We start from the raw sequence: 13926 nt of genomic DNA, 5'->3' as shown, positions 1-13926 counted from the left end.
CAGAAAATACAAAAATATGTTTTAGAAAATAAAGACGGGTATCGCGACTAACTGTACGGGCCGAACAGGCCGAACGAGCCGTTGAATCGCGTCGTCGTTGGTACCGACTGGTCACCATTAAGATTGTTGGCCGAGTCGGTGACCGTGCTCCCGAGGCGCAGGTCGCTGCCGAGCGCGTCTGCGAGGCCGTTCAAGTCGGTCGCGTCGCCGTTCGACGAACCCATGAGGATGACCGCACCGCCGCCGGCGACGAAGTCAGAGAGCGCGGTCTGCTCCGCGCTGGTGAACGCGCTGGTCGGCGTCGTGACGACGACGGCGCGCGCGCCGGAGAGGTCCGCCGTGGCGAGGTCGTTTCGCTGTTCGAACGCGATGTCCTGTCCTTCGAGGTAGCGCTGGTAGTACGCGGCGTCCTCGTTCGAGAGGGCGGCGTCGGAGTTGAACTGACCGTGGCCACCGTCGATGACGATACTGCCGGTCTTGCTCGACAGCGAGTCGACGAGGTTCGTGAGGAACGGATAGTTGCCGTAGCCCGAGGTGTCGACCGAGTAGCCTTCTTCCTGCTCGTAGCCTTCGTCGATGGTCAGGCCACCGACCATGGCCACGTTCGTGCTCGAATCGACGCCGACCAACGGCGTCGACCCGCTCTCGTCGTGGACTGGCGTGCGCGAGTCTGCGAGACTTCCCGAACTCGTCTCGACGGCCGCGGCCTTCGGGAAGAACAGTTCGGAGTAGCTGCCGTCACGAATCTCCGACGAGGCGTTCGAGTCGCTCTGGCCCCAGACGCCGGTCCCGTTCGCGCGAGCTGTGAACTCGGCCGCGAGGAAGTCGTCGTGCTTCGTCAGGCCGGAGCCGTAGACGCGGGCGTAGCCCTGTTCGACGAGTTCCTTGTTGTACAGCGTGTCGCGGCTGCCGTCGCCGGTCGCGTCGTACTTCACGTAGGCGAGATAGCGACCGAACGGGTCGGTCTGGCCTTCGTTCTCGTCGTAGAAGATTTCGACCGTGTCGCCCACGTCGAACACCTGTTCGGAGAAGTCGGTCGCGTTCGCGCCCCACGTCCCGAGGTAGTCGTAGGACTCGATACCTTCCCACTCCGGTGGACGTTCGGCGGACTGGTTGCTCGCCTTCTCGGGCGTGTCGACACCGAGCACGCGGATGCTCTCGGTCGAGCCGTCCGGCATCGTCACGTCGAACGTGTCGCCGTCGGAGAGGCTCTCGATGGTGACTTCGGTGGTGTTCGGGTCGCCCGAGCCACCGTCGTCATCGCCGTCGTCGCCGCCACCGCCACCGCCGCCGCCAGAGCCGTCGAAGTAGCCGAACGAGCTGTTGAACACGGTGGTCGTCGGCTGGTAGTCCGGTCCGGCGTTGTTCGTCGTGTCGGTGACCTCGTCGTCGTTGAACTGGAACGAGACGCCGAGGCGGTCCGTGATGTCGTTCAGGTTGGCCGTCTCGTCGTAGTCGTTGTAGTCGGACTGGTCGTGCAGGAAGAGCACGCCACCGTCGTTCACGAACTGGTCGAGACGGTCGAGTTCACCCGACGAGAGCGCCTCCGTCGGCGAGGTGATGACCGCCGCATCAGCTCCGGCGAGGTCGTTGTGCAGGTTCTGGGTCGACTGGACGGTGTAGCCCGCGCTCTCCATCGTGGACTCGAATCCGGAGAACTTCGAGAGGTCGTAGTACTGCCCGTTGCTCTCGTCCCAGATGACGGTGCCCGATCCACCCAGTTCGGTGTCCCAGACGTTCTTGACGAACTGTTCGTTGTCGTAGTTCCCGTTCAGGGTCGCGTCGTCGACCAGAACGGAGCCGAAGGCCACGACGCCGCCCTCGCTGGCGACGAGCGGAATCTGCCGCCAGTCCCAATAGACGAAGGCGTCGGAGCCGGACGCGTCGTCGTTTCGTGCTTCGTCCTCGGCCCACACGGGGACGACACTGTCGTCCGTGAGTGGGCCGCCGTCTGCGCCGTACAGACTGCACGTCGAGTGGAAGCGTAGCGACGATACGTTGGTTGTCAGGGTGCCATGCCCGGTCTGTGCCGCTGCGGTCCCGGCGACCGTCGATGCGGCCAGCAGTTCTATGAAGCGTCGTCGACGCATCATTGCGGAATTCTAACAAGCAGGATTTAAAGCTAACTATAATTAATAAATATCTCTCGGATTCCTAAATAGCCAATGACAATTACTATTGGAGGACTCTGGCGAACCCTGTCGAGAGGGAAACCGACTTGCCCACCGCAACCCCACCATTCCCCATGAGCCAGCAGTCCGTCTCTCCCCAGCGCGAGACGCTCGCGTCGGTCGTCGTCGTCGACTACGGCCTCGGCAACCTCAGAAGCGTCACGCGTGGCCTCGAACGTGCGGGTGCGAGCGTCGAAATCTCCGACGACCCGGCCGACTTCGAGGCGGCCGACGGTGTCGTCCTCCCGGGCGTCGGCGCGTTCGGCGAGGGCATGGAGAACGCCGAATCGGTCCGTGACGCACTCGTCGAGGTCGCCGAGCGCGGCCAACCGCTGTTTGGCATCTGTCTCGGCATGCAGATGCTCCTGACCAGCAGCGAAGAAGCAGAACGCGAGGGCCAGGGCGACGTGCGCGGGCTCGACCTGATTCCGGGCACCAACGTCCGCTTCTCGGGCGACCGGAAGGTGCCACACATGGGCTGGAACGACCTCGACGTACAGCGCGACCACCCGCTGGTCGACGGGGTCGACAGCGTTGCGTCGGAGACGCAACGAGCAGACGGACCCGCGGGCGGGTCCGTCGACGGAGAGTACGCCTACTTCGTCCACTCCTACTACGCCGTCCCCGACGACGACCACGCGACCGTCGCCAGCACCGAGTACGGCGTCGAGTTCCCAGCCATCGTCGCCAACGACGAGGGCACCGTCTTCGGCACGCAGTTCCACCCAGAGAAGAGCGGTGAGACGGGACTCACGATTCTACGGAACTTCGTCAATATCTGCGCCGAGCAGTAAGCGGTTGCTTCTCTCAGTTTAAACGTGCTACAGAGACAGTGCTGTGGCGAGAATGTCTCCATCTGTCGGGTTCGAAGACTCTGTCCGTTTACAAAAACTCCCGCACGTCCGAGTACCACATGTCGTGGTGGTCGACGGCATCCACACGTTCGGAGATGGCGACCGCCAGCGCGTGCCAGCACTGGTCGGTCGGGTCGTCCGGGTCGAGGTTGTACTCGGCGTCCTTGCAGTTACAGCCGCCTTCTTCGACGATGTACTCGTCCTCGTAGCCGACGACGACGGTGAAGTCGCGATAGCGCTTGACGCGGCGCTCGGAGGCGGCTTCGATGGCGTGCCGGCCACGGTCACCGTGAACGGCCATGATTCGCTGGACGGCCTCGGGTGTGAGCGACCCCGCCTCGGCCAGCAGGCGTTGCCACTCCGCGACTGGTCCGTCGTCTGCTGTCACGCCCACCACCGCTCCTTGCTCCACCAAGTCACTCGCGGGAGTACGGTTACCACCAGTAAAACAGGTTCGACTGCCGCGCCGCCAGCGTGCGAACCGAGCGACTGCACCGTCGTCAGGACGCGAGGAGTCTGTTCACGTCCTCGTCGTCGGTGTCCCTGGCAGCTTCGTCCACGAGGGAGTCGAGTTCGGATAGCAACTGAGAGACGTGTCGTAGCTCACCCTGCGTGGCTGCGACGTGCCCGATTTTGTCCGTCTCGGTGGCGAGTCCGAGGTGGGCGTTTGCGACCGCGATTGCACCGTCGAGTTCTGCGAGTTTCACGTCGAACGTGTCGAGCGCGTCGACGCAGGCAGTGAGCCTGCGACGGCTCGCTTCGAGTTCGGTCACGTCCTCGATGGTTAGGACGACGTGTTCGACCGACCCGTCGAGGCCGACTAGCGGCGCACCGCTCGTCCGGAGTTCCACGCGCCCCCCGTCGGGCAACGCGACCGAGATGTGGTCTTCGACCAGTTTCTCCCCGGTATCGAGCACCTGTCTGAACGGGAACGAGTCGTTCGGTCGCTCGCTCCCGTCCGGATTTCGCAGGTCCCAGCACGCACCGTGGTACGTCTGGCCTTCGACATCGTCGGGGTCCAATCCGAGGACGCTCGCCGCCGCGTCGTTCGCGCGAACGATGGTCCCCGTCGCGTCGAAGACGAGCACGCCGACGGGACTCGTCTCGAAGACCCGCTCGACGAGATCGCGCTCGTGTTCGAGCGACTGTCGCAGGTCGTCGCGCTCGGTCACGTCCCGAATGACGCAGACGTGTCCACCGTCGTCCAATTGTGTGAGCGAGACGGTCTCCGGGACCGGCGTCCCGTCTGCCCGCTTCCCGATGGACTCGCCGTGCCACGTCCCGTTCTCGACGAGCAAGGGCAGAATATCCTCCTCGAACCGGCGGACCTCGTCCGGGTCGTACAGCATCGCCCAGTGGTTCCCGATGATGTCCTCGGGCTCGTAGCCGAACATCTCGGCGTACGCGCGGTTCATGTACGTGTAGATCCCCTCCTCGTCGAGGATACCGATACCCTCGCTGGCCGTCTCGATGGCCTGCAACCGCTCGCGGAGCGTCCGCTCGGCCCGGTAGCCTGCGACGAGGTTCTCGATGCGGTTTAACAGCAGCGTGAACTGCCCGCCGTTACCTTTCTGGATGTAGTCGGAGACGCCCTCAGAGATGGCTCGGCTGGCTATCTCCTCTGACCCCTTGCCGGTAAAGAGCACGAACGGGAGTTCCGGGTCGACCGCACGGACTGCTTCGAGCACGGCCAGGCCGTCCATCCCCGGCATGTCGAAGTCACTGACGATGCAGTCGAACCCCGCACTCAGCAGTGCAAGTGCGTCCTCGCCGTCTGTCGTCACCTCCCACTCGACGTCGCTCCCGAGCTGTGTCACGTAGGCTGCCGTGACGTCGAGGAAGTCCGCGTCGTCGTCGACGTGCAACACTCTCATTTTGCTTGTATTCCCCTCGGCAGTAGTAGCCATCCTCACACTAGCAGAGGGAGCGAGCCCGGTTAAGCGCCTCTCCTGCGTATCGTACAGTTTACCTCCGTCGCTCGGTGAGAGGGGGTATGGACGTCACCGAAGGGCAGGTAACGGTCTCCGTCGCCGAACAGGACGGGAAGTCGAAGATAGACGGGGTGTTCTTCAACTCGAGTCAGGAACTGAACCGTGACCTGACCGTCGCTGCACTCCGGGCCTTCCGCGAGCGCGACGAGCGCGCCGAGACGTATCTCGACGCGATGACTGCGTCGGGAATCCGCGGTATCCGCGCCGCGGCCGATGGCTGGGACGTGACGATGACCGACGTGGACCCCGACGCGACCGAACTCGCCCGCGAGAACCTCGCACAGAACGACCTCGACGGGCGCGTGGTCAACCGCGACGTGAACGCACTGCTCTGGGACGAGTACTTCGACGTGGTCGACATCGACCCGTTCGGGACGCCGATGCCCTTTGCCGACGCCGCGTTCGCCAACACGCGAGACCTCGTCTGCATCACGGCGACCGACACGGCCCCGATGTGCGGCGCACACTTCGCCTCCGGCGTGCGGTCGTACTCGGCCCACCCCAGAAACACCGACTACCACGCCGAGATGGGTGTCCGCATCCTGCTCGGTGCGCTCGCTCGCACCGCGACCCGCTTCGACGTGGGCGTCACACCGATTTTCACGCACGCGACGAGTCACTACGTCCGGACCTTCCTCGACTGCGACCACCGCGCGACGGCCGCCAACGATGCCCTCGACCAGGTCGGTCACCTCTACCACTGCCAGGACTGTCTCCACCGCGAACCCGACTACGGCCTCGTCGCCCAGCCACCCGAGACCTGCCCGGCCTGCGACTCGAACCGCTGGCTGACCGCCGGCCCGCTCTGGCTCGGTCCCTACCGCGACCGGGAGTTCACTACCGCAGTCAAGGAACACGTCACCGACGACATGGGCACCGCCGACAAAGCCCGCGACCTCTGTGACGAACTCCACGCGGAACTCGACGAACCCTCTCACTACGACCAGCACCGCCTCTGCAAGCTCTGGGGCCGCGGCGCGACCGGCATGGACGAGTTCATCGACCGCCTGCGCGACGCCGGGTTCGAGGCCTCGCACGCCCACTACCACGGCACCTCGTTCAAGTGCGACGCGACCATTCCCGAAATGCGCGACGCGACGGCCGACTGAGGGCGGCATCTGCATTTTCACGACCACTCTGGCGCGCGCTGGTGAGTGTGCCTGCGCCCTCGGCGCAGGCCACGAGGCGTAGTCGCGCGAGGGATGAGCACCACAACGGAACGAAGTGAAGTGAGGAGCGCAATCGGATGGGGAGGTTGTGGCTGCAGTGTTGTGCGGTGGCGGTCATGTTCCATCGTGATTCGCGAACTGCTTCTCGAACCCACCTTCTGTGATGCCATCAGCTAAATCAGCAGCCCTCTCTACGCAAACTCTGCCCTGTCCTTCTCACAACGCCTCGACCAGAAAATCACCCGCAAACGACGAATCGCGGGCTGTCTTTTTGGTCTGTCTGCGCCTATACTGATACGTGTCTCAGTCATCGCGTCTCCAGCCGCAGTCACCGCGCTTCCAGCAGCTGAAGGGGACAGCGCTCGCCGTCGTCGCCATCACCCGTGGGGAACAACTCACGTTCCTCGCGGCGGCCATCGCCTACTACGCGTTCGTCTCGCTCATCCCGCTGGCCATCCTCACCATCGCCGTCGCGACGGCCATCGGTGGTGAGGCGTTCGCACAAGACGTCTCCGCCATGCTCGGCGAGACGCTGACACCGGCGAGTCAAGACGTGCTCGCGTCTGCGCTCAGTGGGGGACAGGGGCGTGCCAGTGCGACCTTCGTGGGGCTGTTGTTCCTCGTGTGGTCCGGACTGAAGGTGTTCCGCGCACTCGACCGCGGCTTCTCTGCGGTGTATGGCACCACCCACGAAGAGGGGTTCGTCGAAGGCGTGAAGGAGGCGGTGATGGCACTGGCGGCCGTCGGCCTCGCGGGTCTCGTCGCGGCTGGGCTTATCGCACTCATCGGGCTCGTCGACCTTCCCGCCGGGAGCATCGTCGGGCCGGCGCTGAGCATCTTGGCGCTCGCCATCGCGTTCTTCCCGCTGTACTACCTGTTCCCCGACGTCCACATCGGCTGGCGCGAGGCGGCTCCCGGGGCCATCTTCGCCGCGGTCGCGTGGACCGTGATGGGTGTCGGTTTCGGTATCTACGCGGAGCGGGCGGCCGCGACGAACGTCTACGGCTTCTTCGGGGCGGTCTTGCTGCTGGTGTCGTGGCTCTACCTCGGTGCGATGGTGTTACTCCTCGGCGCGGCCCTGAACGCGACGCTCGGTGCCCGGACCGAGAAGTTCGACCCGGAGCTGGCAGCCGATGTGGACCGGCACCTTCAAAGTGCGGGGATACGACAGGACGAACCGACCGAAGACGATGCCTGAGGACGAGACGCCGGATGGACCGGAGCGAGCAGAGAGCGATAGCCCCGGGTCGTCCGGCGACGGACCTGCTGCCGGTGCACCCGGCGGCGGTCCGGGCGACGAACCGGGTGCGGGAACGACCGACGAGCCGACGGGCCGTGACGAGGAACTCGACCGCCTCTACGAGCGCGTCGCCGAACTCGAAGACGAAGTTCGTGGCAGTCGCGCGACCAAGCAGTCGGTCGCGGACCTGCGGGGTGAACTCGACGACTTCGAGGACGACGTCGAGTCCCGCACAGTCGACCGCGACGCGGTCGAAGGCGACCTGAAACGCTACGTCAGGAAGAAACTGCGCCGCGGGCACGCCCGCGGCTGGGGGCCGTATCTCGTCCTGTTGTACGGGACCGTGATGACCCTCGGCCTGCTGTACGCGCCGAAGATGGAAGGCGACGCCTGGGTCGTCTTCGCCATGCTCATCGTCTGGCTCTCGACGCTCGGACTGTACGTACTGTTTCTCCTCGTGGGCGTCACGTTCAACGTGCTGGGGATCCCCGGCCGAGCGCGTGACGCCGTCCAGCAATGGCGTTCCTGAACCGGGGCGCGTGGTTCACACCGGTCGTCCGTGGCATCGTCCCGGACACCCTCGCCCCGGTCGTCGGCATCGTCTCACACCTCGGTGACCCGTTCTTCCTCGTCGGTGTACTCGTCTGTCTGTACTGGTTCGGTGACCGCGAGCGTGGCATCCGCGCGATGGGTATCGGCGTCGGCGCGCTGGCGCTCGTCGTCGTCTGTAAAGAGTTGCTGCTGGTCCCGCGCCCGACAGTCGGCCCACCCGTTCCACCCGAAACACTCCCGTCACTTCTCCGGCCATCGTACCAGCTAGCGGCCGAATCCGACGGCTACGCGATTCCCAGTGGGCACTCGCTCGGGTCGACGGTCGTCTACGGCTTGCTGGCGCTCCGTGCGACCTCACTTCGACTTCGCGTGGCGGCCGGTGGTCTCGTCGGCAGTATCTGTCTCGCGCGGGTGTACCTCGGTGCGCACTACCTCGGCGACGTGGTCGTTGGCGCGAGCCTCGGGCTGGTGTTTCTCGCGGTGACCTGTCGACTTCTCGCCGACCGACCACCCCACGTTGCACTCTGGACCGCGACGGCTATCGCCGCGCTCGCGGTCGTCGTCGCGCCAGCGTCGGCCGACGCGGTCACGTTACTCGGTGGCCTCGTCGGGGCGTCACTCGGCTGGTCTCGCTTCTCGGTCCCCCACGACCCGTGGCCGATGTCGCTGGCCGTCGTGGTCCCCGTCGCGGCCGCAGGGCTCGTCGGCGTCCTCGGTATCGGCGTCCTCGTCGTCGTCCAGTCGTCACTGGTCCTCGTTGTCGTCGCTGCGGCGAGTATCGGGTTCGTGGTCGCGCTTCCCGCGCTCAGCGCGCTATCGCCGACCGGCGCTTCCACGCCACGACGCTCCCAGCGCTAACGAGTGCGACGAGGACCGCCGTAAGAATCGGATACGTCTCCACGAGCGGCCAGACGGCCGCGATGGCGACTTCGATGGGTGCCTGTGACTCCGTACCGTCTCGGTAGGCGAGCGCGCCGAGCATGGCGACGTAGATGCCCCAGCCAGCGCCCGAGTAGAGGCTGAACTTCTTCAAGTCCATCTCCGCGAAGCCCGCCGGAATCGAGATGGGCGTGCGCAACACGGGGAGGAACCGGCCCCAGAACATCAGGCCCTCGCCGTAGCGATGGAACCAGTCCTTGCTTCGCTCTATCTCCTCTTCTGGGATGTGCAGAATGTGCCCCCAGCGTTGGATGATTCGCTCGCCGTTGACGCCGAACAGCCAGTAACAGAGGATACTCCCGAGAACGCCGGCGACGGTCGAGACGACGACGAACACGACGAAGCCGGTCGGACTGGTGACCATCGCGTACACCGCCAGCGGGATGACGACTTCACTCGGGATGAAGTGGAGAATGAACGACGTCTCCAGAATCAGGAAGATGAACAGCGCGATGTAGCCGTATCGCTGGATGAACGTGATGGTCGCGTCTGTCAGCCACGCCAGTTCGACCATGGATATACCCGAAAAAAGCGACCGGTCACTATAGGTTTCGTGGTCGCAGTCGATACAGATTCAGTACTTCTCGAGGTACCGGTCGAGTTCCCACTCGGAGACGTCGACGAGGTAGTCCTTGAACTCGGCGCGCTTGGCCTCAATGAACTTCTCGTAGACGTGCTCGCCGAGTGCGTCGGCGATGACTTCGTCGGATTCGAGGGCGTCGACCGCCTCGCCGAGGTTCGTCGGGAGCGTGTCGATGTCGTGTTCTTTGCGCTTCTGCTCGTCGAACTCGTAGATGTTGTCACGGACCGGCTCACGGCATTCGAGCCCCTGCTCGATGCCCTCGAGACCGGCGTGAATCATGACGGCGAGTGCGAGGTAGGGGTTGCACGCCGGGTCGGGCGAGCGAAGCTCGATACGGCTCGCGGCCGGGACGCGTGCGGCCGGTTTCCGGATGAGCGCCGAGCGGTTCCGGTCGGACCAGGCGACGTACACCGGGGCCTCGTAGCCCGGGACGAGTCGCTTGTAGGAGTTCACGGTCGGGTTCGCGACGGCGGTGATGGCCGATGCGTGTTCGAGGACACCGGCGGTGAACTGCTTGGCCGTCTCGCTCAGGTTGAACTCGTCGTCGTCGTCGTGGAACGCGTTCTCGCCGTTCTGGAACAGCGAGATGTGCGTGTGCATGCCCGAACCGTTGATCTTCGCGATGGGCTTGGGCATGAACGTCGCGTGCAGTTCGTGTTCGGCCGCGATGGCGCGAACGACGGACCGGAACGTGGCGACGTTGTCCGCCGTCGACAGCGCGTCGTCGTACGTGAAGTTGATCTCGTGCTGGCCCTCTGCGACCTCGTGGTGCGAGGCTTCGATGTCGAAGCCCATAGATTCGAGGCCGTAGATGATGTCACGGCGGACGTCCGACGCGAGGTCCTTCGGCGCGAGGTCGAAGTAACCACCGGCGTCGTTCGTCTTCACCGTCGCGCGCCCCTCCTCGTCTTCCTCGAACAGGAAGAACTCGGGTTCCGGTGCGGCGTTGATGTCGTAGCCCATGTCCTCTGCACGCTCGATGGCGCGCTTGAGGACCCCACGCGGGTCGCCCGGGAACGGTTCGCCCGTCGACGTGTCCATCACGTCACAGATGAGGCGTGCTGCGGCGCTCTCTTCGGTCTTGCGCCACGGGAGGACAGCGAACGTCGCCGGGTCGGGTTCGAGACGCATGTCGGACTCCTGAATCCGCACGAAACCGTCGATAGACGACCCGTCGAAGTAGATGCCCTCCTCGAACGCCTTCTCGGCCTGGCTTGCCGGGATGGAGACGTTCTTCACGGTACCGAGAATGTCGGTAAACTGCAGGCGGAGGAAGTCGATGTTCTCTTCTTCGATTCGCTCGAGTACTGCCTCCTCGTCGGTGGAGAGGTTGCCGCTTGTCATCTTTCTCGTCGTATAGTCCGACTCACGCCATTACTAAAACCCTTCGCCTATACGCAATTCTGGGTAGCGCGATGAGAACTGGATGTTCGTAAAATTCTAATGCCTGGAGATGGGACGTGGATGTAATGACGTACGAAAATCTCGATGCGAAGTTGGTCAACGCGCTGCTCGACAACGGCGACGCAAGCCTTCGGAGCCTTGCCGAGGAACTCGACGTCTCTGTCACGACCGTCTCGAACCACGTCTCGGCACTCGAAGACGAGGGCGTCATCCGCGGGTACACGCCCAAGATAGACTACGACCTCCTCGGCTACGACGTGACCGCCGTGCTCCAACTCAAAGTCGAAGGGAGTGCGCTCCCCGACGTGACCGACCGCCTCAAAGAAGAGAAACAGATGGTCTCGGTGTACGAGGTCACGGGCGACTACGACGTCATCGCCATCGGCAAGTTCGAAGACACCGACGGCATGAACACGCAGATCAAGCGCCTGCTCACCGACCCCGAAATCAAGGAGTCGAACACGTCGGTCGTGCTGAACCCGGTGTGTGAGAACGAGCAGTTCGAGCTCGACCTGTCGGAGTAACTCGGCTCACTCCTGCTGCCCCGCCATCGCGACCCGGTCGAAGCCGACGACGAAGAGCACTCCGACCGCCGCCAGTGCGACGAGCGGTGCGGTAGTTCCGAGCGACGATGCTGTCGGTCCGGACGACTCTCGCGACTGAGGCGTCACGATAGCCCAAGAAAGCGATTTTCGCCACCGTGCCCTACCTAGTGTGAGCCGCGAACGTCGCAACACCCACAATCATGTCCGTCATCGCTCGATTCGAGATATTGCCGGTCGGAGAATCGCACATGTCCGAAGCCATCGCTCGCGCGCTCGACGCCCTCGACGAACAGGGCGTCACCTACGAGACGACGGCGATGGACACCATCATCGAGGCCGAGACCGCCGCCGAAGCGTTCGCCGCGGTGCAGGCCGCTCACGAAGCAGCCGCCGACAGTCGCGTCGTCACCTCGTTCTCAATCGACGACGACCCGACGCGTGAACTGACCGCCGCGAGTCGCATCTCAGCGGTCGAGAAGGCGCGAACCCCGAAGACGGCGAAGCCGTAGTCGGTCCTGTCTTCTTCGTTTTTCAGACACCAGTCAACGTCGTCACTGGTCGAATCGGCGTCGAAAGAAGATGTGTGAGTGTCGAGTGCGGTCGGTGCAGCAGGTCGCGGGAAGATGTGAGTCAGCCTAACTTCACATCGCGCCGCCCATGCCACCCATGCCGCCCATGCCGCCGGGTGCGCCGCCCTCGTCGTCACCCTTGTCGGTGCTCAGGTCACCGGCAGAGATGATGTCGTCGATCTTGAGGACGAGGTTCGCGGCCTCGGTGGCAGACGTGTACGCCTGCTCTTTGGAGTGAGCCGGCTCGACGACGCCAGCCTCGAAGGTGTCCTCGACGGAGCCGGAGAACACGTTCAGGCCAGCGCGCTTGTTGCCGCTCTCGTGCTCTGCACGGAGGTCGACGAGGATGTCGATGGAGTCCAGCCCGGCGTTCTCGGCGAGGACGCGGGGGACGAGTTCGAGCGAGTCGGCGAACGCTTCGACGGCGAGCTGCTCGCGGCCTTCGACGGAGTCAGCGTAGTCGCGGAGGCGCGAGGCGACTTCGACCTCGATGGCACCGCCGCCAGCGACGACGCGACCGTCCGTGACGGTCTGGGCGACGACGTCGAGTGCGTCCGTGACGCCGCGCTCCAGTTCGTCGACGACGTGGTCGGTGGAGCCGCGAAGGAGCAGCGTGACACCGTGTGCGTTCTCTGCGCCCTTGACGTAGAACATCTCGTCCTCGTCGTCGCGCTCGATGGCACCGACGCCGAGGTCGGAGGCTTCGATGTCGTCGACGTCGGAGGCGATGTTCGCGCCGAGAATCTCGCGCAGGAAGCGAATGTCGGACTTCTTCACGCGGCGGACGGCGAGGATGCCTTCCTTGGCGAGGTAGTGCTGTGCGAGGTCGTCGATGCCTTTCTGGCAGAAGACGACGTCAGCACCGGAGTCGACGATGGCCTGCACCTTGTCCTTGAGCTGCTTCTCTTCCTGGTCGAGGAACTTCTGGAGCTGGGACGGGTCGGTGACGTTGACCTCGGTGTCCGTGCTGGCCTCTTCGACTTCGACGGCCTCGTTGAGGAGGAGGACTTTCGCCTCGTCGAAGGTCTTCGGCATGTCGTCGTGGACCGGGTCCTTGTCGACGATGGCGCCCTTCAGGAGTTCGGACTGCGAGACGGACTGCCCCGTCTGCGTCTCGATTTTGAGGAAGTCCATGTCGACCTGGCCCTCGACGGTGACGGACTGGACGGCCTCGACGATGAGCTGTGCGAGGTGCTCCTTGTCGAGTTCTGCGCCCTTGCCCGTCATGGAGGTCTCTGCGACCTTGCGGAGCTGTGCTTCGTCGGAGGCGTCGACGGTCTCTGCGATGTCGTCGACTTCCTCACGCGCCTTCTGGCTGGCGAGGTGGAAGCCCTTGATGATGGCCGTGGGGTGGATGTCCTGCTCGAGGAGGTCCTCTGCGTTCTTGAGGAGTTCGCCAGCGATTGCGACGGCAGTCGTCGTGCCGTCACCGGCTTCGTCTTCCTGCGTCTCGGCGACCTCGATAATCATCTCGGCCGTCGGGTTGTCGATGTCCATCTCTTTCAGGATGGTGACACCGTCGTTCGTGATGGTGACGTCGCCCATCGAGTCGACGAGCATCTTGTCCATGCCCTTCGGGCCGAGTGTGGAACGTACGGCCTCGGCGACTGCGCGAGCCGCCTGAATGTTGTAGTCCTGCGCGTCACGGTCCTTGACGCGCTGGGAATCATCGGACATGACGATCATCGGCTGACCTTGCTGCATTCGCTGACTCATAGTCGTCCGATGGATTGTTTGTGCTTCTATATAAATGTGGGTGGTTTGCGTCGTTCGTCCGAGATGGTCTCTCTCTACTGTGCATCACAAACCGACAGACGTAACGCCGAATTGGGGAAATCATGTTCCACTTTACCACACCCACTTCCGGCAATCTGCTCGCCGAACGCCACAGTTTATATACTGTCGTAGC

General features: G+C 64.0%; 13 protein-coding genes. 7 read left to right on the top strand and 6 right to left on the bottom strand.

Going from position 1 to position 13926, the window contains the following annotated elements; genetic code table 11:
- Window positions 1-47: 47 nt before the first annotated feature.
- Window positions 48-2090, bottom strand: coding sequence for a DUF4350 domain-containing protein (locus ACSC1P_RS08475; RefSeq protein ID WP_435359707.1), 2043 nt, complete (start codon window positions 2088-2090; stop codon window positions 48-50).
- A gap of 155 nt (window positions 2091-2245) precedes the next feature.
- Here ACSC1P_RS08475 and hisH point away from each other — a divergent pair, with 155 nt between their 5' ends.
- Window positions 2246-2965: an imidazole glycerol phosphate synthase subunit HisH gene (gene hisH, locus ACSC1P_RS08470; RefSeq protein WP_435359706.1), complete on the top strand. Its 720-nt coding sequence runs from the start codon at window positions 2246-2248 to the stop codon at window positions 2963-2965.
- 88 nt (window positions 2966-3053) lie between these two features.
- Here hisH and ACSC1P_RS08465 read toward each other — a convergent pair whose 3' ends face one another.
- On the bottom strand, window positions 3054-3413 hold the full coding sequence (locus ACSC1P_RS08465) for a hypothetical protein (RefSeq protein ID WP_435359705.1): 360 nt from the start codon (window positions 3411-3413) through the stop codon (window positions 3054-3056).
- 112 nt (window positions 3414-3525) lie between these two features.
- A complete protein-coding gene (locus ACSC1P_RS08460) occupies window positions 3526-4899 on the bottom strand; it encodes a PAS domain-containing protein (RefSeq protein ID WP_435359704.1) in 1374 nt (457 codons plus the stop codon).
- A gap of 119 nt (window positions 4900-5018) precedes the next feature.
- Here ACSC1P_RS08460 and ACSC1P_RS08455 point away from each other — a divergent pair, with 119 nt between their 5' ends.
- The 4 genes from ACSC1P_RS08455 to ACSC1P_RS08440 all read left to right on the top strand — a co-directional run bounded on the left by ACSC1P_RS08455 (window position 5019) and on the right by ACSC1P_RS08440 (window position 8835).
- Window positions 5019-6125 carry a tRNA (guanine(26)-N(2))-dimethyltransferase gene (locus ACSC1P_RS08455; protein ID WP_435359703.1) on the top strand — a complete coding sequence of 369 codons (1107 nt, stop codon included), beginning with the start codon at window positions 5019-5021 and terminating at the stop codon, window positions 6123-6125.
- Between the two features lie 358 nt (window positions 6126-6483).
- Entirely contained in the window at window positions 6484-7383 is a 900-nt protein-coding gene (locus ACSC1P_RS08450) for a YihY/virulence factor BrkB family protein (protein ID WP_435359702.1), read from the top strand.
- Window positions 7376-7954, top strand: coding sequence for a hypothetical protein (locus ACSC1P_RS08445; RefSeq protein WP_435359701.1), 579 nt, complete (start codon window positions 7376-7378; stop codon window positions 7952-7954). Before ACSC1P_RS08450 ends, ACSC1P_RS08445 begins: the two co-directional genes overlap by 8 nt.
- Window positions 7942-8835, top strand: coding sequence for a phosphatase PAP2 family protein (locus tag ACSC1P_RS08440; protein WP_435359700.1), 894 nt, complete (start codon window positions 7942-7944; stop codon window positions 8833-8835). Before ACSC1P_RS08445 ends, ACSC1P_RS08440 begins: the two co-directional genes overlap by 13 nt.
- Here ACSC1P_RS08440 and ACSC1P_RS08435 read toward each other — a convergent pair.
- Window positions 8783-9430 carry a DedA family protein gene (locus ACSC1P_RS08435; RefSeq protein WP_435359699.1) on the bottom strand — a complete coding sequence of 216 codons (648 nt, stop codon included), beginning with the start codon at window positions 9428-9430 and terminating at the stop codon, window positions 8783-8785. The genes ACSC1P_RS08440 and ACSC1P_RS08435 overlap by 53 nt on opposite strands.
- A gap of 60 nt (window positions 9431-9490) precedes the next feature.
- The gene (glnA, locus tag ACSC1P_RS08430; RefSeq protein ID WP_435359698.1) at window positions 9491-10843 is read right to left on the bottom strand and encodes a type I glutamate--ammonia ligase; all 1353 of its coding nucleotides are present in this window, start codon (window positions 10841-10843) and stop codon (window positions 9491-9493) included.
- Between the two features lie 125 nt (window positions 10844-10968).
- Between glnA and lrp the strand changes: the two genes are divergently transcribed.
- Together lrp and ACSC1P_RS08420 are read left to right on the top strand one after the other, a co-directional pair.
- Window positions 10969-11427, top strand: coding sequence for an HTH-type transcriptional regulator Lrp (gene lrp, locus ACSC1P_RS08425; protein ID WP_435359697.1), 459 nt, complete (start codon window positions 10969-10971; stop codon window positions 11425-11427).
- A gap of 221 nt (window positions 11428-11648) precedes the next feature.
- On the top strand, window positions 11649-11957 hold the full coding sequence (locus ACSC1P_RS08420) for a thiamine-binding protein (protein WP_435359696.1): 309 nt from the start codon (window positions 11649-11651) through the stop codon (window positions 11955-11957).
- A gap of 132 nt (window positions 11958-12089) precedes the next feature.
- Here ACSC1P_RS08420 and thsB read toward each other — a convergent pair whose 3' ends face one another.
- Complete coding sequence (gene thsB / locus ACSC1P_RS08415; protein ID WP_435359695.1) at window positions 12090-13733, bottom strand: thermosome subunit beta; 1644 nt, start codon at window positions 13731-13733, stop codon at window positions 12090-12092.
- Between the last annotated feature and the right edge of the window lie 193 nt (window positions 13734-13926).

The sequence above is a fragment of the Haloarchaeobius caseinilyticus genome, assembly GCF_051207395.1.
Classification (GTDB): domain Archaea; phylum Halobacteriota; class Halobacteria; order Halobacteriales; family Natrialbaceae; genus Haloarchaeobius.
Note: the sequence above shows the minus strand (reverse complement) of the source record. Positions and strands in the feature narration are given on the sequence as shown.

What these genes read in the sequence shown, in the direction of transcription:
- ACSC1P_RS08475 (WP_435359707.1), bottom strand. Translation starts at nt 2,090, where the DNA reads ATGCGTCGACGACGCTTCATAGAACTGCTGGCCGCATCGACGGTCGCC.
- hisH (WP_435359706.1), top strand. Translation starts at nt 2,246, where the DNA reads ATGAGCCAGCAGTCCGTCTCTCCCCAGCGCGAGACGCTCGCGTCGGTC.
- ACSC1P_RS08460 (WP_435359704.1), bottom strand. Translation starts at nt 4,899, where the DNA reads ATGAGAGTGTTGCACGTCGACGACGACGCGGACTTCCTCGACGTCACG.
- ACSC1P_RS08455 (WP_435359703.1), top strand. Translation starts at nt 5,019, where the DNA reads ATGGACGTCACCGAAGGGCAGGTAACGGTCTCCGTCGCCGAACAGGAC.
- ACSC1P_RS08445 (WP_435359701.1), top strand. Translation starts at nt 7,376, where the DNA reads ATGCCTGAGGACGAGACGCCGGATGGACCGGAGCGAGCAGAGAGCGAT.
- ACSC1P_RS08440 (WP_435359700.1), top strand. Translation starts at nt 7,942, where the DNA reads ATGGCGTTCCTGAACCGGGGCGCGTGGTTCACACCGGTCGTCCGTGGC.
- ACSC1P_RS08435 (WP_435359699.1), bottom strand. Translation starts at nt 9,430, where the DNA reads ATGGTCGAACTGGCGTGGCTGACAGACGCGACCATCACGTTCATCCAG.
- glnA (WP_435359698.1), bottom strand. Translation starts at nt 10,843, where the DNA reads ATGACAAGCGGCAACCTCTCCACCGACGAGGAGGCAGTACTCGAGCGA.
- lrp (WP_435359697.1), top strand. Translation starts at nt 10,969, where the DNA reads ATGACGTACGAAAATCTCGATGCGAAGTTGGTCAACGCGCTGCTCGAC.
- ACSC1P_RS08420 (WP_435359696.1), top strand. Translation starts at nt 11,649, where the DNA reads ATGTCCGTCATCGCTCGATTCGAGATATTGCCGGTCGGAGAATCGCAC.
- thsB (WP_435359695.1), bottom strand. Translation starts at nt 13,733, where the DNA reads ATGAGTCAGCGAATGCAGCAAGGTCAGCCGATGATCGTCATGTCCGAT.